General features: G+C 64.7%; 25 protein-coding genes. 15 read left to right on the forward strand and 10 right to left on the reverse strand.

What is annotated here, in order from left to right:
* Positions 1-10: 10 nt before the first annotated feature.
* The gene (locus AC1MBU_RS08045) at positions 11-523 is read right to left on the reverse strand and encodes a M23 family metallopeptidase (RefSeq protein ID WP_346028853.1); all 513 of its coding nucleotides are present in this window, start codon (positions 521-523) and stop codon (positions 11-13) included.
* A gap of 456 nt (positions 524-979) precedes the next feature.
* On the opposite strand from AC1MBU_RS08045, the gene rpsB reads away from it, so the two are divergent.
* From rpsB to AC1MBU_RS08075, 6 genes are all read left to right on the forward strand, one after another.
* Positions 980-1,939 carry a 30S ribosomal protein S2 gene (rpsB, locus tag AC1MBU_RS08050; RefSeq protein WP_277359640.1) on the forward strand — a complete coding sequence of 320 codons (960 nt, stop codon included), beginning with the start codon at positions 980-982 and terminating at the stop codon, positions 1,937-1,939.
* Positions 1,940-2,053: 114 nt separating this feature from the next.
* Positions 2,054-2,890 (forward strand): translation elongation factor Ts, encoded by an 837-nt coding sequence (tsf, locus tag AC1MBU_RS08055; RefSeq protein ID WP_277359639.1) that lies wholly within the window; start codon positions 2,054-2,056, stop codon positions 2,888-2,890.
* Positions 2,891-3,097: 207 nt separating this feature from the next.
* Positions 3,098-3,835, forward strand: coding sequence for a UMP kinase (pyrH, locus tag AC1MBU_RS08060; protein ID WP_277359638.1), 738 nt, complete (start codon positions 3,098-3,100; stop codon positions 3,833-3,835).
* A 108-nt stretch (positions 3,836-3,943) separates the two neighbouring features.
* Positions 3,944-4,501 carry a ribosome recycling factor gene (frr, locus tag AC1MBU_RS08065; protein ID WP_056548557.1) on the forward strand — a complete coding sequence of 186 codons (558 nt, stop codon included), beginning with the start codon at positions 3,944-3,946 and terminating at the stop codon, positions 4,499-4,501.
* Positions 4,502-4,656: 155 nt separating this feature from the next.
* The gene (locus AC1MBU_RS08070; protein ID WP_346028925.1) at positions 4,657-5,511 is read left to right on the forward strand and encodes a phosphatidate cytidylyltransferase; all 855 of its coding nucleotides are present in this window, start codon (positions 4,657-4,659) and stop codon (positions 5,509-5,511) included.
* Positions 5,512-5,582: 71 nt separating this feature from the next.
* Positions 5,583-6,161, forward strand: a complete 579-nt coding sequence (locus AC1MBU_RS08075; RefSeq protein WP_346028926.1) for a DivIVA domain-containing protein — start codon at positions 5,583-5,585, stop codon at positions 6,159-6,161.
* 23 nt (positions 6,162-6,184) lie between these two features.
* Here the strand turns inward: AC1MBU_RS08075 and AC1MBU_RS08080 are convergent, their stop codons facing one another.
* The 4 genes from AC1MBU_RS08080 to AC1MBU_RS08095 are packed head-to-tail and all read right to left on the reverse strand — an operon-like array spanning position 6,185 to position 10,012.
* A complete protein-coding gene (locus AC1MBU_RS08080; protein WP_479789745.1) occupies positions 6,185-7,645 on the reverse strand; it encodes a sodium/solute symporter in 1,461 nt (486 codons plus the stop codon).
* Between the two features lie 11 nt (positions 7,646-7,656).
* On the reverse strand, positions 7,657-8,037 hold the full coding sequence (locus tag AC1MBU_RS08085; protein ID WP_479789704.1) for a DUF485 domain-containing protein: 381 nt from the start codon (positions 8,035-8,037) through the stop codon (positions 7,657-7,659).
* Between the two features lie 5 nt (positions 8,038-8,042).
* Positions 8,043-8,762, reverse strand: a complete 720-nt coding sequence (locus AC1MBU_RS08090) for a LytR/AlgR family response regulator transcription factor (RefSeq protein ID WP_056548551.1) — start codon at positions 8,760-8,762, stop codon at positions 8,043-8,045.
* A 56-nt stretch (positions 8,763-8,818) separates the two neighbouring features.
* Positions 8,819-10,012, reverse strand: a complete 1,194-nt coding sequence (locus tag AC1MBU_RS08095; protein WP_277359681.1) for a sensor histidine kinase — start codon at positions 10,010-10,012, stop codon at positions 8,819-8,821.
* A 260-nt stretch (positions 10,013-10,272) separates the two neighbouring features.
* On the opposite strand from AC1MBU_RS08095, the gene AC1MBU_RS08100 reads away from it, so the two are divergent.
* Positions 10,273-10,656, forward strand: coding sequence for a DUF485 domain-containing protein (locus tag AC1MBU_RS08100; protein WP_277359680.1), 384 nt, complete (start codon positions 10,273-10,275; stop codon positions 10,654-10,656).
* Entirely contained in the window at positions 10,653-12,272 is a 1,620-nt protein-coding gene (locus AC1MBU_RS08105; RefSeq protein ID WP_277359679.1) for a solute symporter family protein, read from the forward strand. The genes AC1MBU_RS08100 and AC1MBU_RS08105 overlap by 4 nt, the downstream gene beginning before the upstream one ends.
* A 90-nt stretch (positions 12,273-12,362) precedes the next feature.
* Here AC1MBU_RS08105 and AC1MBU_RS08110 read toward each other — a convergent pair whose 3' ends face one another.
* The 3 genes from AC1MBU_RS08110 to AC1MBU_RS08120 all read right to left on the reverse strand — a co-directional run bounded on the left by AC1MBU_RS08110 (position 12,363) and on the right by AC1MBU_RS08120 (position 14,017).
* Positions 12,363-13,004, reverse strand: a complete 642-nt coding sequence (locus AC1MBU_RS08110) for a hypothetical protein (RefSeq protein ID WP_479789705.1) — start codon at positions 13,002-13,004, stop codon at positions 12,363-12,365.
* A 16-nt stretch (positions 13,005-13,020) separates the two neighbouring features.
* Entirely contained in the window at positions 13,021-13,440 is a 420-nt protein-coding gene (locus tag AC1MBU_RS08115; protein ID WP_346028856.1) for a DUF4383 domain-containing protein, read from the reverse strand.
* Between the two features lie 106 nt (positions 13,441-13,546).
* Positions 13,547-14,017 carry an Lrp/AsnC family transcriptional regulator gene (locus AC1MBU_RS08120; RefSeq protein ID WP_056549215.1) on the reverse strand — a complete coding sequence of 157 codons (471 nt, stop codon included), beginning with the start codon at positions 14,015-14,017 and terminating at the stop codon, positions 13,547-13,549.
* A gap of 214 nt (positions 14,018-14,231) precedes the next feature.
* Between AC1MBU_RS08120 and pdhA the strand changes: the two genes are divergently transcribed.
* Genes pdhA through AC1MBU_RS08135 form a run of 3 tightly spaced genes read left to right on the forward strand, consistent with a single transcriptional unit; the run spans position 14,232 to position 17,805 of the window.
* Complete coding sequence (pdhA, locus tag AC1MBU_RS08125; protein ID WP_479789706.1) at positions 14,232-15,377, forward strand: pyruvate dehydrogenase (acetyl-transferring) E1 component subunit alpha; 1,146 nt, start codon at positions 14,232-14,234, stop codon at positions 15,375-15,377.
* On the forward strand, positions 15,377-16,393 hold the full coding sequence (locus AC1MBU_RS08130; protein ID WP_346028858.1) for an alpha-ketoacid dehydrogenase subunit beta: 1,017 nt from the start codon (positions 15,377-15,379) through the stop codon (positions 16,391-16,393). The genes pdhA and AC1MBU_RS08130 overlap by 1 nt, the downstream gene beginning before the upstream one ends.
* A gap of 8 nt (positions 16,394-16,401) precedes the next feature.
* A complete protein-coding gene (locus tag AC1MBU_RS08135) occupies positions 16,402-17,805 on the forward strand; it encodes a dihydrolipoamide acetyltransferase family protein (protein ID WP_479786909.1) in 1,404 nt (467 codons plus the stop codon).
* A 117-nt stretch (positions 17,806-17,922) separates the two neighbouring features.
* Here AC1MBU_RS08135 and AC1MBU_RS08140 read toward each other — a convergent pair whose 3' ends face one another.
* Positions 17,923-18,462, reverse strand: a complete 540-nt coding sequence (locus tag AC1MBU_RS08140; protein ID WP_318533035.1) for a GNAT family N-acetyltransferase — start codon at positions 18,460-18,462, stop codon at positions 17,923-17,925.
* 39 nt (positions 18,463-18,501) lie between these two features.
* A complete protein-coding gene (locus AC1MBU_RS08145; RefSeq protein ID WP_479786910.1) occupies positions 18,502-19,116 on the reverse strand; it encodes an SACE_7040 family transcriptional regulator in 615 nt (204 codons plus the stop codon).
* 174 nt (positions 19,117-19,290) lie between these two features.
* Between AC1MBU_RS08145 and AC1MBU_RS08150 the strand changes: the two genes are divergently transcribed.
* Genes AC1MBU_RS08150 through AC1MBU_RS08165 form a run of 4 tightly spaced genes read left to right on the forward strand, consistent with a single transcriptional unit; the run spans position 19,291 to position 24,973 of the window.
* Positions 19,291-20,895, forward strand: a complete 1,605-nt coding sequence (locus tag AC1MBU_RS08150) for a carboxyl transferase domain-containing protein (RefSeq protein WP_479786911.1) — start codon at positions 19,291-19,293, stop codon at positions 20,893-20,895.
* Between the two features lie 5 nt (positions 20,896-20,900).
* Positions 20,901-22,973, forward strand: coding sequence for an acetyl/propionyl/methylcrotonyl-CoA carboxylase subunit alpha (locus AC1MBU_RS08155; RefSeq protein ID WP_479786912.1), 2,073 nt, complete (start codon positions 20,901-20,903; stop codon positions 22,971-22,973).
* Positions 22,967-24,130 carry an acyl-CoA dehydrogenase family protein gene (locus AC1MBU_RS08160; protein ID WP_479789747.1) on the forward strand — a complete coding sequence of 388 codons (1,164 nt, stop codon included), beginning with the start codon at positions 22,967-22,969 and terminating at the stop codon, positions 24,128-24,130. The genes AC1MBU_RS08155 and AC1MBU_RS08160 overlap by 7 nt, the downstream gene beginning before the upstream one ends.
* Positions 24,131-24,178: 48 nt before the next feature.
* A complete protein-coding gene (locus AC1MBU_RS08165; RefSeq protein ID WP_471673238.1) occupies positions 24,179-24,973 on the forward strand; it encodes a CoA transferase subunit A in 795 nt (264 codons plus the stop codon).

Raw genomic sequence — 24,973 nt, forward strand, 5'->3', positions numbered from 1 at the left:
CTGCACCGGCTCAGGGATCGGCCAGCGGCAGCAGGACTGACGGCCGCCGGTCCGAGACGAAGGGTAGTGGGTTGACGTATTCCCCGTGTTCCCGCACGCCCCAGTGCACGCACAGGGATGGGCAGTGGGGTTCCGTGCTGATACGCCCCACCTCCTGCCCTGCAACGACCGTATCTCCTTCCGCTACCGAGGCTGTCACAGGTTCGAAGCTGGATAACAGTCCGCCGCCATGGTCGAGAGTCAGTACCGGCCGGTCCACCACCGTGCCGACGAACACCACCACGCCCTCAGCCGGGCTGAGGACTACGCCGTCCGACGCGCCGAGGTCAACACCGCGGTGCCCAGCCATCCAGGGTTCCGGCGGCCGGTCAAAGTGCCGCAGTACGGGCGGGGTTCCGTCGAGCGGCCAACTCCAGGGAGCTTCCGGATTCGAGGAAGCAGGCGACGGCCCGGGGGAGAGCAGCAGTCCGATGCAGACGGCGGCGCCCGCCAGGAAGCGGAATATATTCGCGAAAGTAGCCACCCACCCACTGTGAACGAGCCTGGCTGCGCGGGATCGGCGTCGTGCGCTCTATGTGGACAGCTTCAGCGGAAGCGGCGCGCTGTGCAGGTCGAGTGTTGTGCAGGTGGAGTGTTGTGGAGGCGGAGTGACGCCTGCCTTTGCCAGTCCGGGGGATGTGGCGGCTGTAGTACACTTGATGAAGCAGTTCTCCGTATCCCGTCGTGCCATGAAAGGCTCTTTCGGTCCGTTGGGTGTCGGGAACTGACTACGCGTGTCCCCGATTCGCAGGCATCTCGCCATCGATTTTCATGAGTGAGCTTACGCCTGGGAACACTGCTCCAGCGGTCCGGAGAAATCCGGTTGGAGGAGTGAGCGCACAGCTGACGGGCACCAGGACCCCCGCGTTCACCCGCGGGACATCAACCGTCAAACCGGCAGAACACAGCAGTGCCTGTGCTGCCCAACGAAAGGAACGGCATGCCAGTCGTTACCATGCGCCAGCTGCTTGACAGCGGCGTCCACTTCGGCCACCAGACCCGTCGCTGGAACCCGAAGATGAAGCGCTTCATTTTCACGGAGCGCAACGGAATCTACATCATTGACCTCCAGCAGTCGCTGTCCTACATCGACCGCGCCTACGAGTTCATCAAGGCCACTGTTGCCCACGGCGGCACCGTCCTGTTCGTCGGCACCAAGAAGCAGGCACAGGAAGCAATTGCCGAGCAGGCAACCCGTGTTGGCCAGCCGTACGTCAACCAGCGTTGGCTGGGAGGCATGCTCACCAACTTCCAGACGGTTTCCAAGCGCATCCAGCGCATGAAGGAACTTGAGGAGATCAACTTCGAGGATGTCGCCGGTTCCGGGCACACCAAGAAGGAACTGCTGTTGCTGCAGCGCGAGCTGACCAAGCTCGAGACCAACCTGGGTGGCATCCGCAACCTCACGAAGGCTCCGTCCATCGTCTGGGTTGTCGACACGAAGAAGGAACACCTCGCAATCGACGAGGCGAAGAAGCTCAACATCCCGGTTGTCGCCATCCTCGACACCAACTGTGATCCTGACGAAGTTGATTTCCCGATCCCGGGTAATGATGACGCCATCCGCGCAGTCAACCTGTTGACCCGCGTTGTCGCTGACGCCGTTGCTGAGGGTCTCATCGCCCGCAATAACCGGTCCTCCGGCAATGATGCTGCCGCAGCAGAAGAGCCGCTCGCCGAGTGGGAGCGTGAGCTGCTTGAGGGTAGCGCCGCACCTGCCGAGAGTGCACCCGCTGCTGATGCTCCCGCTGCAGACGCGCCTGCTGAGGAAGCTCCGGCAACTGAGGCTCCCGCCGCTGAAGTAGCTCCCGCCGCTGAAGAAGCACCGGCTGCCGCTGCTGAGGAAGCCCCCGCAACTGACGCTCCTGCTGAGGAAGCTGCAAACAGCGAGAGCAAGTAGTTTCATCGACAGGGTGCGGGACGTCAAAGCCCGCACCCTTTCGCTTGTGCCGGAGAAAGATCCGGAGAACTTTTACTCAATACTTGACGAGAAACCCACATCTGAGGAGTTCAAATGGCAAACTACACTGCCGCTGACATCAAGGCTCTCCGCGAGCGGACCGGCGCCGGAATGATGGACGTGAAGAAGGCGCTCGACGAGGCCAACGGCGATGCCGAGAAGGCCATGGAGCTCATCCGCATCAAGGGCCTGAAGGGCGCCACCAAGCGCGAAGGCCGCTCAACCGCTGAAGGTCTCGTGGCCGCCAAGGTTGACGGTAACGTCGGTGTCATGGTCGAGGTCAACTGCGAAACCGACTTCGTGGCCAAGGCCGGGCCGTTCATCGAGTTCGCCAACAAGGTGCTCGCTGCGACCATCGAGTCCGGCGCCTCTGACGTTGAGTCACTGCTCGCTTACACCCTTGACGGCAAGCCGGTTTCCGAACATGTCATCGAGGCCGGTGCGCTGCTCGGCGAGAAGGTCGACATCCGTCGCGTGGCACGCGTCGAGGGCGCCATTGTCGATGCCTACCTGCACAAGACGTCAAAGGACCTCCCCGCACAGGTGGGCGTGCTGTTCGCCGTTGAAGGTAGCGGAGACGCCGCGGCTGAGGCTGCCCATGATGTGGCAGTTCACATTGCCGCCTACTCGCCCACGTACCTCACCCGTGAGGACGTACCGGCAGAGCTGGTCGAGACCGAGCGCCGTATTGCCGATGAGACCGCACGCGCCGAAGGCAAGCCCGAGGCCGCCCTCACCAAGATCGTCGAAGGCCGCCTGACCGGGTTCTTCAAGGAGGGCGTGCTGGTTGACCAGGCGTTCGCCAAGGACGCCAAGAAGTCGGTTGCCCAGGTACTGAAGGAAGCTTCTGTCGAGCCCAAGGAATTTGCTCGCTTCCGGGTGGGTGCCTGATCAGGTACTGACCCTTCCGGGCCGGTTTTTGTTTGAGATGATGGAGGGGCGGTCGCCACGGTGGCCGCCCCTCCGCCATGTCCGGCGAGTGGACCTGCCGGAAACCTGTAAGACTTACCAAGCCGGACATCAGTTCCACTGCTGACGCGCTGACACCCACACGGAACTCAGATTCTGACACGCACGTACGACTGCCCGGGAGGCATCATGGACACATACGACAAGGCCGGTCACAGCGAATCCCCGAGGCGGCGCGTGCTGTTGAAGCTCTCGGGAGAGGTTTTCGGCGGGGGCAAGCTCGGTGTCGATCCTGACATGGTGCGCGGCATAGCCAAGCAGATTGCCGCGACGATCGGCGAAGTGGAGGTTGCCATCGTGGTGGGCGGAGGCAACTTCTTCCGCGGTGCCGAGCTCTCGCAGAGCGGGATGGACCGCTCGCGTGCGGATTACATGGGCATGCTCGGCACGGTCATGAACTGCCTGGCGCTGCAGGATTTCCTGGAACAGGCCGGCGTTGAAACCCGTGTGCAGAGCGCAATCACCATGGGCCAGGTCGCCGAGGCCTACATCCCCCGCCGGGCAATCCGCCACCTGGAAAAGAGCAGGGTCGTCATCTTCGGTGCAGGTGCAGGCTTGCCCTACTTCTCCACCGACACAGTCGCCGCCCAGCGGGCGCTGGAAGTCCGTGCCGACGTCGTTCTGATGGCCAAGAGCGGTGTCGACGGCGTCTACACCGCGGACCCCCGCAAGGACCCGAGCGCGCAGAAACTCGATTCGCTGTCCTATGACGACGCGCTGCGCCAGGACATCCGGGTCATGGACCAGACGGCCATGACCATGTGCAAGGACAACAATCTTTCCATGGTGGTCTTCGGCATGGAGGGCGAGGGCAACGTCACCAGCGCGATCATGGGTGAACGGATAGGCACGGTCGTCACGGCCTGAGCGCCGCGCAGCGGTCGGTGAAGTCCCGGCAGGAGCCCGGCTGTGAACTAGGATTATCAACTGAATCGGACGCTCAGAAGCAGCGGATTTCGAACCAAAGGAGCAATCGTGATCGAAGAGACCATGTCAGAGGCAACCGCGCGCATGGACAAGGCAGTCGAGGCGGCGAAGGAAGATTTCGCAACCATACGCACTGGCCGTGCCAACCCGTCCCTGTTTTCGAAGGTCGTCGTGAACTACTACGGCTCGCCGACGCCGCTGCAGCAGCTGGCATCCTTCCAGAACCCGGAAGCACGCACGCTGCTCATCACGCCGTTCGACCGCTCCGCGCTCTCTGAGATCGAGAAGGCCCTCCGTGACTCAGATCTTGGCGCCAACCCGTCCAACGACGGCAACGTCATTCGTGTGGTTCTTCCCGAACTGACCGAGGAGCGGCGCAAGGAATACGTCAAGGTAGTGCGCGGCAAGGCTGAAGACGCCAAGATCCAGATCCGGAACATCCGCCGCAAGGCCAAGGACGGCATTGACAAGGCGGTCAAGGACGGTGACGCCGGCGAGGACGACGGCGCCCGCGCCGAGAAAGACCTCGACGCACGGACGAAGTCCCACACTGACACCATCGACGACATGCTCAAGCGCAAGGAAACCGAGCTGCTCGAAGTCTGATGAGCGACTCCCAGCCTTCTCCAGAGGCTGGCCGCACGCCTGCCGCTGATGCTGCAAACGCTGATGCCGCGCACCAGGCGCCGGCCGGTCCGCCGGCTTCCGGTGCGCTGTCCGGCAGGCGTGCACTGCGCGAAGGGGCACTCCAGAGCAAAAGCATGTTCAAGCGCCGTCCGCCCCGTGCCAAGTCCGGCGAGCCCTCACGGGCAGGGCGGAACCTTCCCGCGGCCATCGGGGTCGGGCTTGCGCTGCTGATCTCGCTGCTGGTCGGCATGCTGTTCCTTCCCCTTGCGTTCGTGGCGCTGACCACGATGATCGGCGTCGTCGGCGTCTGGGAAGTCGGCAGGGCGCTTGAGGTGCGCCAAATCAAGGTTCCCACCGTTCCGGCGCTGGCTGCCGGCGTGGCGCTGCCTTTCGCCGCCTACCTCGGCGGCCCTGAGGCGTTGGCATTCGCCACAGTGGTGTCCGTGACCGCGATCGCTCTGTGGCGCAGCCTCGACCCTGCGCCCGACGCCGCGCGGAGCATCATGGCGGGAACCTTCGTCCTCCTCTGGGTACCGTTCCTCCTGAGTTTCGCAATGCTGCTGCTGCAGGAGCCTTCGGGACCGATCAAGGTGGCAACCCTGCTGCTGCTCGTGGTTGCCAATGACACCTTCGGCTACCTGGTGGGGGCGTTCTTCGGCAAGCACGCCATGGCACCCCGGATCAGCCCGAAGAAGTCCTGGGAAGGCTTTGGCGGGTCGATCGGCGGAGCAATGGTTGTCGGCGTACTTGCAGTGGTTTTCCTGTTGGACAGGCCCTGGTGGGTTGGTATCTGCCTGGCGGTCGCCGTTGTCGCCGCGGCTACCGCCGGAGACCTCGCCGAGTCCATGATCAAGCGGGAACTCGGAGTCAAGGACATGAGCAGCATTCTGCCTGGACACGGCGGCGTGATGGACCGGCTTGACTCGATTGTTTTTGCTTCGCCGGTTGCGTTCCTGCTGTCCGTTACATTGGTACCCGGGACCCTATAGAACTTGACGACGGCGCGTCGTGACTGCGCCGTTGCACCGAAGCCGTTGCAAAGAAAGTGAAACGCACAACTATGGATGGAGCACGCAACGGCAGTTCGCCGTTCGCCCGTGTCGGCCGCCGTGAATACGGCTATAAGGCAAAGCAGGTCGACAGGTTCCTGACCCGTGCACGCACCTTCTACAACTCGGACGGCACCGACGGTGAGCCTGTGACCAGTGCCGAAGTCCGCACCACCGCCTTTGATCCTGCCCGGGGCGGATATGAACCACGCGCGGTCGATGCCGCACTGGACCGGCTGGAAGACGTCTTTGCCCAGCGGGAGCGGGACACCCTGATCGCGGCGAGCGGCGAACAGGCGTGGCTGATGCAGATCGGGCGCACGTCCGCCGTCCTGAGGAGCAGGCTGCACAGGCCGCCGGGGGAGCGGTTCCGGCGTCCTTCCCGGAAGAACACGACCAGCTATGACATCGAGGACGTAGATGCCCTCTGCAACGAGCTGCTCGGGTACTTCGAGAGGGACATGCCGCTCAGCGTCGATGTAGTCCGCCGGGCCGTTTTCCGTGAAGCTATCGGCCAGGACGGGTACGAGGAGACCCAGGTGGATGCCTTTTTAGACCGCGTGGTTGAACTCATGGCGGCCATCGACTAGCTTCCGGGCACGTACCAGTACCGTCACACAGCCTCAGGCGTATGCAGCCGCGCAAGCACCCGTGATGTGTTCATCGGCCGGCGGTTTGCGGTCAGCCGCGACACCGTGATGGTGACCGCAAACGCAGCAGGGACCGTCCAGAGCGCGGGCAGCTGGAGCCACTGCGGGGCCTGATCCATACCCAGGCCCGCAGCTATCAGGATCGATCCGCCGCACAGAACCGCCCCGGAAACCATGCCCGCGATGGCTCCTGCATCCGTGAGCCCCCGCCACCAGATGCCGAGCACCAGCAGCGGGCAGATCGTGGAGGCAGTGAAGGCAAAAACCATGCTCACGCTGCCGGCCAGGGCAAGGGTGTCCGTCAGCAGGGCAAACCCCAGCGGTATGAGCGCCGAGACAATCGCCGCCCATCGGAACCCGGAAACGCTGGCACGGAAGAAGTCCTGACTCACCACGCCGGCCAGCGAGACCACAAGACCGCTGGTGGTCGAGAGGAATGCGGCGAATGCACCCGCCGTGACGAATGCCGACAGGATGTCTCCGCCAACGCCGTCGAAAATGCGGCTCGGGAGCAGCAGCACGGTGGCATCGGCCGCGCCGCGGACCGCCAGATCCGGAGTGTGGATCCGTCCCAGCAGTCCATACAGCGTCGGGAAGAGGTAGAACACGGAGAGCAGCCCCAGCACCAGCAGGGTTGTCCGGCGGGCGGAAGCGCCGTCCGGGTTCGTATAGAAACGCACCAGCACGTGGGGCAGTCCCAGGGTGCCGAAGAGCAGGGCGATGACCAGCGAGATGTTCTGGTACAGGGTGGCATCGGAGGTGGTGTTGAGTTCCGGTGCGAAGACCGCGCCGTCGTTCGTGATCGATTCACCGGTGCCGGTCAGCTGAACCAGGATGAAGATGATGGGGACGGCCAGCGCAGTCAGCTTCAGCCAGTACTGGAAGGCCTGGACAAAGGTGATGGACCGCATGCCGCCGGTAATGACGCTGAGGCAGACAACCACGACGACGGCGACGGAACCTACCCACGACGGCAGCCCGGTAGTGATCCGCACGGTAAGGGCGGCGCCGTGCAGCTGCGGCACGATGTAGAGCCAGCCGACGGCGATGACGAGGAGGCTGGTGATCCGGCGGACATTGCGGGACTCGAGGCGGGCTTCAGCGAAATCAGGAATGGTGTAGGCGCCGGAGCGCCGCAGGGGAGCGGCCACGAACAGCAGGAGCATGAGGTAACCGGCCGTGTAACCGATGGGGAACCACAGCGCATCCACACCGGAGAGCAGGATCAGGCCGGCCACGCCGAGGAAGCTGGCTGCTGAGAGGTATTCGCCCCCGATCGCCGAGGCGTTCCACCAGGGTCGCACCGTACGCGAGGCCACGTAGAAGTCACCGGTGGTCCGGGAGATCCGGAGTCCATAGATGCCGATCAGGACGGTGGAGACCGCGACCATCACCAGTGACACGTAACCGACCACAGGGTTCAGCTCAGGGAATGTCACCGGTCGTCCACCAGGTCCCGGAAGCGCTGCTCAATGCGTCCGGCGCTTCGCACATACAGGACGGCGCAGCCAATCACGAGCGGGTAGATGCCCAGGCCGAGCAGGAGCCAGGGAACGGGCACGGTTGCGACGGTCCACGTTGTGACGGCCGGGAAGATGCTGAACAGGATGGGGATGCCCACCAGGATCACAAGGAAACTGGAGGCGACCACCACGGCGAGGCGCAGCTGGGATCGGATGAGTGAACGCACAAACAGCTCGCCGACGTCGGACTGTTCAGCCATCTCCCGCGAGACGGGAAAGGTTCCGGCGGGCCCGGCGGCGGAGTGCGGCGCGGTGACCCGAACCCGGGCCGGGCGGTCCTCAGGCTCTGTCACGTTCGTTACTGTCCCGGCCTCAGGCGGGTGGCTTCCAGCTTGCCGCGGATCTGGGACAGGTGCCGCCGGCTGACGGGCAGTTCCGCCTCGCCCACGAGGACACTTGCCCTGCCTGACCCGAGCTTGACCTGGGTCACCTGATCCATGGCCACGAGGTAGGAGCGGTGCGTCCGCAGGAAACCGGCATCGGCCCATTGCCGTTCAAGGTCGTTGAGTGGAATGCGGATGAGGTAGCTCGCCTCGGCCGTATGCAGCCGGGCGTAGTCGCCCTGCGCCTGCACGTAGCGGATCTCGTCGCGCCGGATCATCCTGCTGATGCCGCCCTGATCCACGGTGATGACGTCCGGGGTGGCTGCGCCGTCCTCCATCAGCTCGCAGATCCGCCGGACGGACTCGGTCAGCCTTTCCGTGCGCACCGGCTTGAGCAAATAATCGACGGCGCGAAGTTCGAACGCCTCCAGCGCCCGGTCCTCGTCCGCCGTGACGAAGACGACGGCGGGAGGCCGGCTGAAGCGCGAGATGACCCTGGCGATGTCCAGCCCTGAGAGGGACGGCATGTGGATGTCGAGGAACAGTGCATCTATCGGGTGGCTTTGCAGGATCCGGAGAGCCTCGGCGCCGCTGGACGCCTGATGGATTGCGTCGATGCGGGCGTCCTTGGAGAGCAGGAAGCCGAGTTCGGCGAGCGCCGGGAGTTCATCGTCCACGATGACCACGTTGACCATGCTCCTTAGGTTACGCGGTCGATCAGGCGTCCGCGCCACGGGACGCAGGGCAACCCTCAGGTCTGGTGGGCGGGCTGGGATTTCGGAACGCGCAGCGTGATCAGGGTGCCGGCGCCGGGTGCGGTATCGATGATCAGCCCATGGGCGTCACCGTACACCTGACGCAGCCTGGAATCGACGTTCCGCAGCCCCACGTGGACTCCGTCGACGTGCCCGGCAAGGACGGCGCGCAGGCGATCGGGATCCATCCCCACGCCGTCGTCCTCGACGGTGACCACCGCGTAGGCGCCGGCGTCGTGCGCTGTGATGGTGATGTTGCCTGTCCCGTCCTTTGAGTCGAGGCCGTGGCGGACGGCGTTCTCCACCAGCGGCTGGAGGCTGAGGAAGGGGATCACGGTGCTGAGCACCTCCGGACCGATCTGGAGGCTGACGCGGAGCCGGTCACCGAAACGCGCCCGCTCCAGCAGCAGGTAGCGGTCGATGGACCTCAGCTCCTCCGCGACGGTGGTGAAGTCGCCGTGGCGGCGGAAGGAGTAGCGGGTGAAGTCCGCGAACTCGACGACGAGCTCCCGCGCCCGCTGTGGGTCCGTATTGATGAAGGACGCGATGGCGTTCAGGGAGTTGTAGATGAAGTGCGGGCTGATCTGCGCCCGGAGCGCACGGACCTCGGCCTCCATCAGTTGGGTGCGCGAGGAATCCAGCTCCGCAAGCTCCACCTGGGTGGCCACCCAGGCGCCGACCTCATTCGTCGCGCGGACGAGCCCTGCGCTGACTGTCGGTGCGAAGGCTCCCACCGTTCCCACCACCCGGCCGTTTACCCGGATCGGTGCCAGAACTGCCTCGGCAAGTCCTTCCTCTCCTCCGGTCACCGGCCCCAGCCGGAGCCTCTTGAAGATCTGCGTCCGCCCGCTGGAGAGGACCTCCTGCACAACGGTCATCACCTCAGCGGGTTCGGCGGAGGTGCCATCCCACGCCAGGACGCCGTTCAGGTCCGTCACCAGGAGAGCCTGGCTGCGCAGCAGGCCCCGCAGGTGCCGTGCCGCCTTCGACGCTCCGCCGGGCGTCAGGCCGGTCCTCAGGTGCTCAGAGGCCAGCGCAACGGTGTGCAGCGTCGCGTAGGTGGCGCGGTCCGCGTCGGAACCGAGGTCACGGTAGGAACGGGAGAACCTGAAGCCGAGGACCGCCACCACCGCGAGGGTGACGAGAACGACGGCGCCGACCAGCGCGGCGTCGACGGCGGGGCTCAGCATGGGTCAAGAGTAGCCGTGAACCCTGCCATGCCCTGAACCGTTCGGCACGGTGGCCTTGAATCGTCTGGCGCAGTGGCCGTGAGCCGTTCGGCGCAGGCGCGCACCGTTTATCGCAGGCCGACGCGCGTTGGGCGATGTGCCTGCCCAAGGTGCTGGCGCCCTCACGCGATGTGACCAACAGTGATGGGAGTCACACTCCCTCGTTCCCTGCCGTCCAGTGCGGTACTGATCCTGCGTGGGAGCCTAACGAGGAGGTATCAATGGGCCACGACCCATCCGCACCCGGCGCACCGCCGTCGGCGCCCGTGGACTTCACGGAAGTCCAGCAGCGGCCGCAGTTTCAGGAATTGAGGAAGCGTCACCGCAGCTTCGTTTTTCCCATGGCAGCAGCATTCCTGCTGTGGTACTTCCTGTACGTGCTGCTCGCTGACTACGCACACGAATTCATGTCCACGCCCGTATGGGGGAACGTCAACATCGGACTGCTCCTTGGGCTGCTGCAGTTTGTCAGCACCTTCGGGATCACCATGTGGTACGTCAGCTACGCCAACAGGAGACTCGATCCCATCGCCGAGGAACTGCGCAACGACCTCGAAGACGCCGCACCTGAGGTATTCAATGCCCCAGAGGGAGGAACCAAATGAGGCAGTACCTGCCGCTGCAGACCGTTGAGACGACGCAGGTCGGCGAGCCCTGGCTGAACATCACCATTTTCGGCATTTTCGTGGCAATCACCCTGGTGATCGTGCTGCGCGCGAGCCGCAACAACAAGACGGCGGCGGACTACTACGCTGCCGGACGATCCTTCACCGGCCCGCAGAACGGAACGGCTATTGCCGGGGACTACCTGTCCGCCGCGTCCTTCCTCGGCATCGTGGGCGCCATTGCGATCAACGGCTATGACGGATTCCTGTACTCGATCGGCTTCCTCGTCGCCTGGCTGGTGGCACTGCTCCTCGTCGCGGAACTGCTCCGCAACACGGGAAAGTTCACGATGGCGGACGTCCTGTCCTTCCGGCTGCAGCAGCGTCCCGTACGGATAGCAGCGGCCATCACCACGCTCGCTGTCTGCTTCTTCTACCTCCTGGCGCAGATGGCCGGAGCCGGCGCCCTGGTGTCCCTGCTCCTCGGCATCGACGATCGGCTGGGACAGTCCCTCGTCATCACCGTGGTTGGCGGGCTCATGATCCTGTACGTGCTGATCGGCGGCATGAAAGGCACCACCTGGGTCCAGATCATCAAGGCCTGCCTGCTCATCGCGGGCGCATTCGTGATGACCATCTGGGTGCTCGCCCTGCACGACTTCAACCTCTCGACCCTGCTCGGTGCCGCCATCGAGACCTCCGGCAACCCTGCCATCACCGGCCCGGGACTGCAGTACGGCGCCTCGGGCACCACGCGCCTGGACTTCGTGTCCCTGGCCCTGGCGCTCGTCCTGGGAACCGCGGCCCTCCCGCACGTTCTCATGCGCTTTTACACCGTTCCCACAGCCAAGGAAGCCCGCCGCTCAGTGGTGTGGGCGATCTGGCTCATCGGAGCGTTCTACCTGTTCACGCTGGTTCTCGGCTACGGCGCCGGAGCCCTCATCGGCGCCGACCGCATCAACAATGCACCCGGCGGCGTCAACTCGGCCGCACCGCTCCTGGCGTTCGAACTCGGCGGGCCATTCCTGCTGGGAATCATCTCCGCGGTTGCCTTCGCCACCATCCTCGCGGTGGTTGCGGGACTTACCATTACCGCCGCCGCATCCTTCGCGCATGACATCTACGCGAACGTGGTTCGCCGGGGCAAGGTGGATCCGGACGGTGAGGTGAAGGTGGCGCGCCGCACCGTCGTCGTTATCGGTGTGCTGTCGATTGTCGGCGGAATAGGTGCGCAGGGACAGAACGTTGCGTTCCTCGTCGCGTTGGCCTTCGCCGTGGCGGCGAGCGCCAACCTGCCAACCATCATCTACTCGCTGTTCTGGAAGAAGTTCAACACCCAGGGCGCGCTGTGGAGCATGTACGGCGGCCTGCTCACCGCAATCATCCTGATCGCGTTCTCGCCGGTGGTCTCCGGCGGGGAGAAGTCGATGATCCAGACGGCTGACTTCTCCTGGTTCCCGCTCAGCAACCCGGGGATCGTCTCGATCCCGCTGGCGTTCTTCCTGGGCTGGCTCGGCACCGTGCTGGCCAAGCGGACTGAGGATGCGCAGAAGCAGGCGGAGATGGAGGTCCGCTCGCTGACAGGGGTAGGCGCGGAAAAGGCGACCAACCACTAGTCCCAACTAGACGCAGCAGGGGCCGGAATCATGTCGATTCCGGCCCCTACTGTCATCTTCGCGAACTTGTCTGTTCATGAACTCGCTTGTTCAGTGACCGGGATGCTCCGCCGGAGCGGGAACCAGGCCGTGCTCGCCGTGCGGCACCGCATTGTCACCGGCCGTTGATGCGGCGAGTCCCGGCGTCGTAATTCCGGCAACCAGGACGGCAGAGAGGAAGAGCCCGGTGAGGAGCCTGCCGGGGGAGAGCTTCGCGCCGGCAGCTGAACGGTCTGCCCGCCGGCGCAGGGCGCCGCGGCAACCGAGCTGCAGGAGGACGAGCGCCAGTGCGGAGGCAAGCGTGAGGTCGAAGTTCCTGCTTCCGGCCGGCGCGAGCAGCGCACCCCACACCAGAACACCCAGCACGACGGCGGCGGCACCGGGAAGAACGGCAGGCACCACCACTGCCAGCAGGGCAGGAACCCGGTTCCGCCCGGGCGTTCCGCGCAGCGCCAGAATTCCCCACAGGGTAAGTGCGGCCGCCCACAGCCCGGTGAGCATTCCCACCACAACATTCAGGATGCCGCCGGCAGCCAGCAGGGCGTCGGCTGCGAGGGCAAAGAACGTCAGGCCTGAGCCGAGGGCAGTGAATCCGGCCAGCAGGCGGAGCAGTTCACCCGTGGTGCCCTGCTCCGCGTCGGCGCGCGGTTGAAAAGCGGGCAGGGCCCGCTCCTCAACCGCAGCACTCTTCATCAAAGCGACGTCCGGACTACGCGGTGTGTGCGTGGGTGCTGGCGGTGCGCACGTTCTTGTCCTGTGACAGGCCTACGCCCAGCAGGAGGACGGCGCTCGCGAGGTGCAGAACGTTGTCGGCACCGTTGAGGGCAATGATGTTCAGCGAGGTGCCGACCAGGAAGAGCCCGAGGATGCCCACCAGGAGGTAGACCGCACCCACGGTGGTGTTGACGCCCTTGGCGGCGCTCACCGAGTTGAGGCCGGCAAGCAGCAGTGCTGCGCCGATGGCCAGGTGGATGATGTTGTGGAGCGGGTTGACCTCGAAGATGATGAGCGTGTTGCCCTCAGTGGCGAAAAAGCCGACTCCGGCGGTAACGAAGAAGCCGAGGATCCCGACGAGCAGGTAGACGGCTCCGAAGACGGTTGCGAGTAGCCGGTTGGGGGAGGTTCCCATGGTGATGCCTTTCGTGTGATGTGCGCTCCCTGGTGGAGCTCTGCACACCATTCGGATCAGTGCTCACTTTGGATGGTTCTGCTGTTCGGATCAGGAATGGAAGAGGTTACTCCGCGGAACCGCGCTCCAGCAGGGGCTCCATGCGGTAAGGGATCAACTCGTGCATGGCGAGGGAGGTATCGCAGCGTTCCACTCCGTCGCAGGCCAGGATCTTTCCATTGATCCGGAAGAGGTCTTCGGCGTCCACTGACACCACGCGGACCAGGATGTCCGCCTGCCCGGTCAGCCCGTGCGCCTCGAGGACCTCGGGGATACCGGCGAGCTGGCCGGTGATGGAGCCGAGTTTCCGCTGGTCCACGTGGACATTGATGAACGCGGTGAGCGGGTAGCCGAGCGCTGCCGGATTGATCCGCCGTTCAAAGGACAGGAACGTCGAATTCTTCTCCAGCCGGGTCATCCGTGCCTGGACGGTATTGCGCGAGAGCCCCAGCTTCTGGGCGAGGGCGACGACGGTCCGCCGGGAGTCCCGGGCCAGCGCGAGAAGGAGCCGCGTGTCAGTGGCATCAAGGGGCTGCATAGTGCGCAACGGTAGCACGGCGCGAAGGCAGCAAATCGAGCACAATGCTCAGTCATTCCATGTTCGGTTGTGCTGTGTGGCTTGCGTGAGTATCGTCACACTAAACCTCGGGCCACGGCGCCCTCGGCCCGCCGAACACCCACGGATCGGCGTCGGAGGCTGCGGTTGACCGGTGTACAAACGCCGAAGCCGGTAAGAAGAAGGATGAGTGAACGTGCCTCTGAACAACGATGCGGATGCCACGCAGGATGAGCTGGTCCAGCTCATTGCGCCCAATGGCGAACGCCGAAGCAACGCCGCGTATGACCGCTGGGTCTCCGACGTCGACGACGCCGCTCTGCAGGCCCTGTACGAGGACATGATCGTCATCCGCCGGATCGACGCCGAAGCCACGGCTCTCCAGCGCCAGGGTGAGCTTGCGCTCTGGCCGCCGTTGCTGGGACAGGAAGCGGCGCAGATCGGCTCCGGCCGCGCTCTGCGCGAAGATGACTTTGTTTTCTCCAGCTACCGCGAGAACGGCGTTGCCTACTGCCGCGGCGTGGACCTCACGGATCTCCTGCGCGTCTGGCGGGGCAACGCCTCCGCCGGCTGGGATCCCTACGCCATCAACATGGCTCCGCCGCAGGTCATCATCGGCGCGCAGACCCTGCACGCCACCGGATACGCCATGGGCGTTCTGGCGGACGGTGCGGACTCCGTTGCGGTCACCTACTTCGGAGACGGTGCCACGAGCCAGGGCGATGTCAACGAGGCGATGGTGTTTGCCGCCAGCTACCAGGCGCCCGTCATCTTCTTCTGCCAGAACAACCACTGGGCCATCTCCGAGCCGGTCGGGTTGCAGGCACACGTGCCCATCGCCCACCGCGCGCCCGGATTCGGCATCCCCTCCGTCCGCGTGGACGGCAACGATGTGCTCGCGTGCCTCGCCGTTACCCGTGAGGCGCTCGATCGCGCCCGGACCGGCGGCGGTCCCACCTTCATCGAGGCGGTGACCTACCGGATGGGCCCGCACACCACGGCCGATGACCCCACCCGCTACCGGGACGCGAACGAGCTTGAGGACTGGGCCGCGAAGGATCCCATCGCACGCCTGGCCGCGCTTCTGGACGCACGCGGCCTGCTGTCCGCGGAGGTGGCGGATTCCGTCAAGGCCACCGCCGACGACGTCGCCGCCCGGCTTCGCGAGGGCTGCATCTCTATGCCGGAGCCGCAGGTCCTTGACGTCTTCAAGCACGTCTACAGTGAGCCGAATTCATGGCTCGATCGCCAGCAGGACTCCTATGAGCAGTATCTGAAGTACTTTGATTCCGCCGACGCAGATACCGCTGCATCCAACTCCTCCAGGGAGGTGAGCCGCTGATGTCCACCATGACATTCGGCCGTGCCATCAACGCAGGCCTTCGCAGGGCCATGGAAAATGACCCGAAGGTTGTCCTGATGGGCGAGGACATCGGAAAGTTGGGCGGCGTTTTCCGCATCACCGACGGCCTGCAGAAGGACTTCGGGTCCCACCGCGTCCTCGATACGCCGCTCGCGGAGTCCGGCATCATGGGCACGGCAGTCGGCCTGGCCTACCGCGGCTACCGTCCCGTCGTCGAAATCCAGTTCGATGGCTTCATCTACCCGGCGTTCGACCAGATCGTGTGCCAGGTTGCCAAGCTGCACTACCGGACCCAGGGTGCAGTCAAGGTGCCGCTGACCATCCGGGTGCCGTTCGGCGGCGGTATCGGATCCCCGGAGCACCACTCGGAGTCCCCGGAAGCGTACTTCACCCACACGTCCGGGCTGCGGGTGGTGAGCGTCTCCAACCCCCAGGATGCTTTTGTGATGATCCAGCAGGCCATTGCGAGCGATGACCCTGTGCTCTATTTCGAACCGAAGCGCCGCTATCACGTGAAGGGTGAGGTGGACGAGGGCGTGGACCTGGGCGCCACCAGCATGAATGACGCGAAAGTGGTTACCGAGGGCAGCGACGTCACGCTCGTCACCTACGGGCCTCTGGTGCCGACGGCACAGAACGCCGCCATTGCAGCCTCCGACGACGGCATTTCGATCGAGGTGATTGACCTGCGCTCCCTGGCTCCGATTGACTTCGCCACCGTGGAGAAGTCGGTGCGGAAAACCGGACGCCTGGTCATTACGCATGAAGCCGCTCAGTCTGGCGGCCTCGGCGCCGAAATTGCGGCGAGCATCACCGAGCGTTGCTTCTACCACCTGGAGCACGCACCGGTCCGCGTGACGGGATTCGACATCCCGTACCCCTACTCCAAGCTTGAGTTCCATCATCTACCGGATCTGGACCGCATACTCGATGGAGTTGACCGCGCCCTGGGCCGGTCAAACTCCCTTAGCTCCCGCAGTGGACTGGAAGGATAGTGTCACCGGTGATCAAGGAATTCCGACTGCCCGACCTCGGCGAAGGCCTGACTGAATCGGAGATCGTCGCCTGGCATGTAGCGGTGGGCGACACCGTGGAGCTGAACCAGGTCATCGCGGACGTTGAAACCGCGAAAGCGGTCGTGGAACTGCCGTCGCCGTACGCGGGCGTTGTGGCGAAGCTGCACGAGCAGCCCGGAACGGTTGTGGAGGTCGGCTCGCCGATCGTGTCCTTCGACGTGCCGGGTTCCGGCGGACCCTCCACCAATTCTCCGGACGCCTCAGCGGACACAAACGACGACGACGCGCCGCCGGCCAAGCGGGAACCCAACCTCGTGGGGTACGGAGCGGCTGTTGAGAAGACGGGCCGGCCCGCGCGGCGGGCTCGGCGCAGCAGCGGAGCGGCAGAGCCTGCCCGCGCTGCAGAACCCGTTGGCGCTCCTGTGATGGCTGAGGCACCGCAGCCCTCCGTTCCGGCGGAGGCGCAGCTGGAGCGTCCGCGGTCAACCCCGCCGGTACGCAAGCTTGCACGTGATCTCGGCATCGACCTCACCGCTCTGAACGGCAGCGGTCCACAGGGTCTCATCACCCGCGAAGACGTGCTGGCGGCACAGGGGGGATCCGGTCAGGAGGGATCCGGAGAGCAGGGATCCGACCGCGGGGTGCAGCCTGCGGAGACAGGCGGGGCGCCGGCGTCGCGCATGAGTGGCGAGCGGGAGACACGCACACCGATCAAGGGCGTGCGGAAGCACACCGCCGCTGCCATGGTGGCCAGCGCCTTCACTGCGCCGCACGTCACCGAGTTCCTGACCGTGGATGTCACGGCTTCCATGGACCTGCTGGCACGGTTGAAAACGAGCAGGGCGTTCGCAGATGTCCGCATTACTCCGTTGGTGCTGGTGGCCAAAGCACTGTGCATCGCGCTGGACCGCAATCCCACGCTGAACTCCCGGTGGGATGAGGCCGCCCAGGAGATTGTGCAGCATCACTACGTGAACCTGGGCATTGCAGCCGCTACTCCGCGCGGCTTGGTCGTCCCGAATATCAGGGATGCGCACACGCTCGGGCTCCGCGAGCTGGCAGATGCGCTCAAAGGATTGACGGAAACGGCACGTGCCGGCAAGACCAGTCCCGCGGATCTCTCCGGCGGGACCATCTCCATCACCAACGTCGGTGTGTTCGGCATTGACGCGGGCACGCCGATCCTCAATCCGGGAGAAGCGGCGATCCTGGCCATGGGGTCGGTGCGGAAGATGCCGTGGGAGTACCAGAATGAGGTTGCCCTGCGGCAGGTCATGACCCTCAGCCTGTCCTTCGACCACCGGCTGGTGGACGGCGAACAGGGCTCACGCTTCCTCGCGGATATCGGGACCATCCTGTCCGACCCGGGCATGGTCCTGACGATGGTCTGACGGACCTGTCCACCTCGGGTTGGGCCGCCCGTCCACCCTGAACTTTTGTGCAGCTCCGGTGACTTCGACAAGCGTCGAAGTCACCGGAGCTGCACAAAAGTTCCGTTCTTGGGAGCGTTAGCGAAGCTCGAGGACGAGCTCCCTGACCACCGCGCCGCGAGCGTTCGCGAAACCCTGCGTCTCACCGACCTGGGTGAATCCGTAGCGTTCGAGGATCCGGATCGAATTGGTGTTGTCTGCGACTGCGCGTGCCCGGAGCGGGCGCTCGGTGAACTCTTCGAGGAAGAGGCCGACTGCCGCCGTCGTAATTCCCTGGCCCCAGCGCGCCTTGTCGATCCAGTAACTGATCTCGGGGATGTCGGCGTCGCGGTAGGCGAGAATACTTCCCACCACCGCTCCGTCAGCCTCGATGGTGCGGACTGTGACCGTGGGGTCATTGAGGATGTTCTGCCAGTGGAGGTCGAAGACCCCCCGGTCCGAGGGGTTCTTGGCACTGAAGGCGGCCATGTGGTTGGCGCTGGGGTCGAGTTGGTGTGAGAAGAACTCGTCCAGATCGGTGGGTTCAACGGCGCGTAGCGTGATCACTGGAGACTTTCCGGTAGGCGGAACAGGGGTGGTTTCTGCGAGGTTCGGGTGCACGTGAGGTGCTCTACTCATCAGCGTACTAGGACGCGGGAAGTGGCGCCCCGTGTGCACTCATGGCTCCACGCTGAGGGCGGCCCACGCCATTTCCTCAAGCAGCTGGCGCAGGTCTGCGGTGTCCTTGCTGCTGCGGCGACGGTGAGTGGAGTGCGGGGTGGAGTTGATGAGCCCGAATGCGGCGTGGGCCTTGCGGCGCAGATGGGTTCGGTCTGGTTGTTGCGCGAGAGCGGCGAGGGCATCCACCCATACCTCCACGTAGGTGCGCTGCAGGGAACGCACGGTCTCCTGGTCCTCATCAGCCAGGGAGCTGAGATCCCTGTCCTGAACCCTGATGACGTTGGCATTGCGGAGTGCAAAGTCCACCTGGAACTCGATCAGCCCGCGGAGCGCCTGCTGGGGGCCGGGGGATTCAGCAACAACGGCACGGCTGCCCTCGAGCAGGTCCTGGCTGACGCCGGCCAGCAGCGCGGCGAGCACTGCTGGTTTTCCGCTGAAGTGCCGGTACACCGCCGGTCCGCTGACACCGGCTGCTGCTCCCAGGTCCTCGATGGAGACTCCGTTGTAGCCGCGCTCGGCGAACAGTTGCGCGGCCGCATCCAACAGTGCCGCTCGCCGTGAGGCCTTGGCGAGGCTGCGGCCGGTCATCCGGGTGGGAGCTGGGGCGTCCATGCCTGTCTTTCTTCGGTGGAGGAACTTCGGTGGCGGAATACTTCGGAGGGGATTCCTCCATTCTGGTGGACAGTTCGGTTAATAGCTACTAACCTAAATTTGAGTTAATCCCTGCTAACTGAGTGGTTGAGTGCGTGAAGTTTGAAGGCTCGCGCGCGGACCGAAAGGACGTCAATGGAGACCCTGGCCTCGCGACTGGACCCGAACGCCGAAGCGTTCCGGCAGAACGACGCCGGCCAGCGCGCACTCGCTGCCGAGCTGCGGGACCGGCTCGCTGACTCTGCCCTCGGCGGCCCGGAGCGTTCCCGCGAACGTCACGTCAGCCGCGGGAAGCTGCTGCCGCGGGACCGGATCGACCACCTGCTCGATCCGGGCAGTCCGTTTCTGGAGATAGCCCCGCTGGCCGCCAACGGGATGTATAACGACGAGAGCCCCGGAGCGGGAGTCATCGCGGGTATCGGTCTGGTGCACGGACGTCACGTCCTCGTCATTTCCAATGACGCCACAGTCAAGGGCGGCACCTACTATCCGATGACGGTCAAAAAGCACCTTCGCGCCCAGGAGATCGCGCTGGAGAACAACCTGCCCTGCGTGTACCTGGTGGATTCAGGCGGAGCGTTCCTGCCCCGACAGGATGAGGTATTCCCGGACCGCGAGCACTTCGGCCGCATCTTCTACAACCAGGCCACCATGTCCGCGCGGAAGATTCTGCAGATCGCCGCAGTCATGGGCTCGTGCACCGCAGGTGGAGCGTATGTTCCGGCGATGAGTGATGAAACGGTGATCGTCCGGAACCAGGGAACCATCTTCCTCGGCGGCCCGCCGCTGGTGAAAGCCGCCATCGGTGAGATCGTCACCGCCGAAGAGCTCGGCGGCGGGGACGTGCACGCGAAGACGTCCGGCGTTGTCGACCATCTCGCGGAGAACGACCAGCACGCACTGGAGATCGTTCGGGATATTGTCTCGACCCTGCCCGTGCCGGAGCAGGCGTGGGCGCCTGCTGTTCCCGAAGAACCAGCCGTGGAGCCGGAGAGCCTCTACGGCGCCGTGCCGGTCGACGTGAATGCGTCCTATGACGCCCGGGAGATCATCGCGCGCATCGTGGACGGCAGTAAGTTCCACGAGTTCAAGAAGGAGTACGGCACCACTCTCGTCACCGGTTTCGCCACACTGCATGGCCACCACGTGGGCATCGTTGCCAATAACGGCGTGCTCTTCGGCGAGTCAGCTCTCAAAGGCGCCCACTTCATCGAACTGTGCGACCAGCGGGGCATTCCGCTGATCTTCCTGCAGAATCTCTCGGGTTTCATGGTCGGCCGCGACTATGAAGCCGGCGGCATCGCCAAGCACGGGGCAAAGATGGTCACAGCGGTGGCGACGTGCCGCGTGCCCAAGCTGACCGTCGTCGTCGGCGGTTCCTTCGGTGCGGGTAACTATTCGATGTGCGGGCGCGCCTACTCGCCGCGCTTCCTCTGGATGTGGCCGGCCAGCCGCATTTCCGTCATGGGCGGCAACCAGGCGTCTTCCGTGCTGAGCACGGTCAAGCGCGACCAGCTGGAAGCGCGCGGGCAAGAGTGGAGCGCCGAGGATGAGGAGGCGTTCAAAGCTCCTATCCGCGAGCAGTACGAAGCACAGGGGAGTCCCTACTACTCCACCGCGCGGCTCTGGGACGACGGCATCATTGACCCGGCGGACACCCGCCGTGTGCTTGGCCTCGCGCTCGATGTCTGCGCCAACGCGCCGCTGCCGGAGACCTCCTTCGGCCTCTTCAGGATGTGAGTGAGATGCCCCTTTTTGAAACAGTCCTGGTAGCCAACCGCGGTGAAATCGCCTGCCGGGTGATCCGGACGCTACGCGCACTGGGCATCCGCTCGGTCGCCGTGTACAGCGACGCCGACGCCGGTGCACGCCACGTGCTAGAGGCTGATCAGGCAGTGCGGATCGGCCCGGCTGCCGCTGCCTTGAGCTACCTCAACATTGAAGCGATCATCGCGGCTTGCAATGCGACCGGCGCCGACGCCGTGCATCCCGGATACGGGTTCCTCAGCGAGAACCAGGCCTTTGCCCGCGCGCTCGAGGAAGCCGGCCTGGTGTTCATCGGGCCGCGGGTCCACGCCCTCAACGTCATGGGTGACAAGATCCGGTCCAAGAACCACGTCAGCGGCTTCGACGTGCCCGTGGTCCCCGGCATCGCTGAGTCGGGCCTGACCGACGAAGACCTCATCGAAGCAGCCGGCCAGGTGGGCTACCCGCTGCTCATCAAGCCCTCGGCCGGCGGCGGCGGCAAAGGCATGCACGCCGTGGAACGCGCTGAAGATCTCTCGGAGAGCCTCAAGACGGCGCGCCGCGTTGCAGCGTCCGCCTTCGGTGATGACACCCTGTTCCTCGAGCGGCTCATCCGCACACCGCGGCACATCGAGGTGCAGGTGCTCGCGGATTCCTATGGCAACGTGATTCACTTGGGGGAGCGGGAGTGCTCGCTGCAGCGGCGGCACCAGAAGGTCATCGAGGAAGCTCCCTCGGCGCTTCTTGACGAGGCGACCCGCGCGCGGATCGGCGAGGCCGCGTGCAACGCGGCCCGCAGCGTGGACTACGTGGGGGCCGGGACCGTTGAGTTCCTGGTGTCCGACGACGCGCCGGATGAATTCTTCTTCATGGAGATGAATACGCGGCTCCAGGTCGAGCACCCCGTCACCGAAATGGTGACAGGCGTGGACCTCGTCGAGTGGCAGGTGCGTATCGCCGCCGGCGAGAAGCTCACGCTGGCACAGGACGACGTCGTCCTCACCGGCCACGCAGTGGAAGCGCGCGTGTACGCGGAAGACGCGGAGGCGGGCTTCCTGCCCTCGGCGGGGACCGTCGTCGACCTGGCCGAACCGCAGGGTGAGGGCATTCGGGTTGATAGCGCGCTGCTGCCGGGGCTGGAAATCTCCCCCACCTATGATCCGATGCTGTCGAAGGTCATTGCGTGGGCGCCGTCCCGCTCGGAGGCCCTCAACCGGCTGAATTCTGCGCTTGCGCGCACCCGGATAGCGGGCCTGCGCACCAATGTGGAGTACCTCCGCCTGCTCATCAATGACGACGACGTCCGCGCCGGCCGGCTCGACACCACCATGATCGAGCGGAAGCTTCCCCACCTCGCCTTCCGGACGGCCTCCGACGCGGAGATCGCTGCGGCCGCCGTCGTACTGGCAGGGCATTCCACAGGTGGCGGTGCGGCCTCCCCCTGGCACTCAAGGGACGGCTGGCGCATTGGCGGGGTGCACGCGGCAACACCCGTTCAGCTTCAGGTCGGGAACACTTCGCCGCAGACCGTGTTCCTGACGCGCGACGGCGCGCGCAGTGTGGTTGCTCTCAATGACAATCGCTACGAGGTTGACTGGCTCGTCGATGGGGAGGGAAACGGGACGGGCCGCGCCGTTGTCGACGGTGTCACGCTGGATACCCGGTTCGCCCCGAACGGCTCCACACTGTGGCTGACGGATGCCGGTTGGTCCCAGCCAGTACGGATGCTGAGCCGCGAGGAGGTCCTCCAGACACAGCTGGCTTCCATTGCCCGAACGGACGGCGCCGCCGATCCTGAAGTGCGCTCGCCGATGCCCGGCACGGTGATCACGGTGAACGTCGCCGACGGTGATTCCGTTGCCGAAGGGCAGGTGCTTGTGAGCGTCGAAGCAATGAAGATGGAACACCAGCTCACCGCGACAGTGTCCGGCACCGTTGCTATCACCCTCAGCCCGGGTGACCTCGTGTCAGCAAACCAGGTTGTTGCCCGCATTCACCCCGTCCCGTCCGGCGAGGCAGAAGATCCTGCCGCCGGAACAGTTCCAACCGAACAGGAAGAGCCCCAATCATGAACTTTGAACTGAGCGAGGAATACCAGGACCTGGTTGATACCGTCCGGGAGTTTGCTGACCAGGTCGTGGCGCCGGTATCCGCCAAGCACGATGAAGAGCACAGCTTCCCCTACGAGGTCATCGCCCAGATGAGCGAGATGGGCCTGTTCGGGCTCCCGTTCCCGGAGCAGTACGGCGGCATGGACGGCGATTACTTCGCGCTGTGCCTGGCCCTTGAGCAACTGGCGCGGGTCGACCAGTCGGTGGCGATCACCCTCGAGGCGGGCGTCTCACTGGGCGCCATGCCCGTGTACCGGTTCGGTACCGAGGAACAGAAGCAGCAGTGGCTGCCGATGCTGACCAGCGGTGAGGCGCTCGCCGGGTTCGGGCTGACCGAATCAGAGGCCGGCTCTGACGCTTCCGGCACCAAGACCAACGCGAAGCTGGTCGACGGTGAGTGGGTCATCAACGGCAGCAAGGAGTTCATCACCAACTCCGGAACCGATATCACGCGCCTGGTCACGGTCACCGCCGTCACTGACACTGCCACGCGGGAGGACGGCTCGGTGAAGAAGGAGATTTCCACCATCCTCGTGCCCACCGACACACCGGGCTTCACGGCGGAAAAAGCGTACAACAAGGTTGGCTGGAACGCGTCGGACACTCACCCGCTGACCCTGAAGGACGTGCGCGTACCGGAAGCCAACCTGCTCGGGACGCGGGGGCGCGGTTACGCGAACTTCCTCCAAATCCTCGACGAGGGCCGTATCGCCATCGCTGCGCTCGCTACCGGAGCCGCCCAGGGCTGTGTAGAGGAATCCATCCGCTACGCCAAGGAACGCCAGGCCTTCGGCACCAATATCGGCAGCTACCAGTCGATCCAGTTCAAGATCGCGCGGATGCAGGCACGCGCTCACACTGCCCGGCTCGCCTACTACGACGCCGCTGCGCGGATGCTCGCGGGCAAGCCGTTCAAGACCCAAGCATCCATCGCTAAGCTGGTCGCAGGCGAGGCAGCGATGGACAACGCCCGCGATGCCACGCAGATTTTCGGCGGCTACGGGTTCATGAATGAGTTCACGGTGTCCCGCCACTATCGTGACTCGAAGATCCTCGAGGTTGGAGAGGGAACCACCGAGGTGCAGCTGATGCTGATTGCCCGCGAACTGGGACTCTGAGCCGGGCAGTCGGCCACTCACCTGATTGAAACGAGTAAGGGAGAAGCAGTGATAGACAAAGTCGTCGCCTCAGCAGCCGAGGCCGTAGCGGACATTCCTGACGGCGCGTCCCTGGCCGTGGGCGGGTTCGGGCTCTGCGGTATTCCTGTGGCCCTCATCGATGCGTTGCACCAGCAGGGAACCAAGGAACTCGAAACCATCAGCAACAACTGCGGTGTGGACGGCTGGGGCCTGGGACGGCTCCTTGACGACCACCGGATCCGGCGCACCATCAGCTCGTATGTCGGTGAGAACAAGGAGTTCGCCCGCCAGTACCTCGCGGGGGAACTTGAGGTTGAGCTGACGCCGCAGGGAACGCTGGCGGAGAAGCTGCGGGCCGGCGGCGCCGGCATTCCCGCCTTCTACACGACTGCCGGGGTAGGCACGCAGGTGAGCGAGGGCGGGCTGCCCCAGAAATACGACGACGCCGGCAACATCGCCATTGCTTCCTCCCCCAAGGAAGTGCGGGAGTTTGACGGGCAGGACTACGTGCTGGAGGAGTCAGTCACACCTGACTTCGCCCTCGTCCATGCGTGGAAGGGTGACCGCCACGGGAACCTGGTGTTCCACGCGACGGCCATGAACTTCAACCCGCTCTGTGCGCAGGCCGGCCGCATCACTATCGCGGAGGTGGAGGAACTGGTGGAGCCGGGCGAGCTCGATCCGGAGCACGTCCATATTCCCGGCATCTTCGTTCAGCGGGTTGTGCATGCGCCGGACACCGAAAAGCGCATCGAGAAGCGGACGGTTTCCCTGACTACCTCCAGCCCGGAAGAATTCTCCGGCCAGGCGAAGGAGCTCTAA

This window comes from Arthrobacter sp. PTI12 (genome assembly GCF_056679915.1).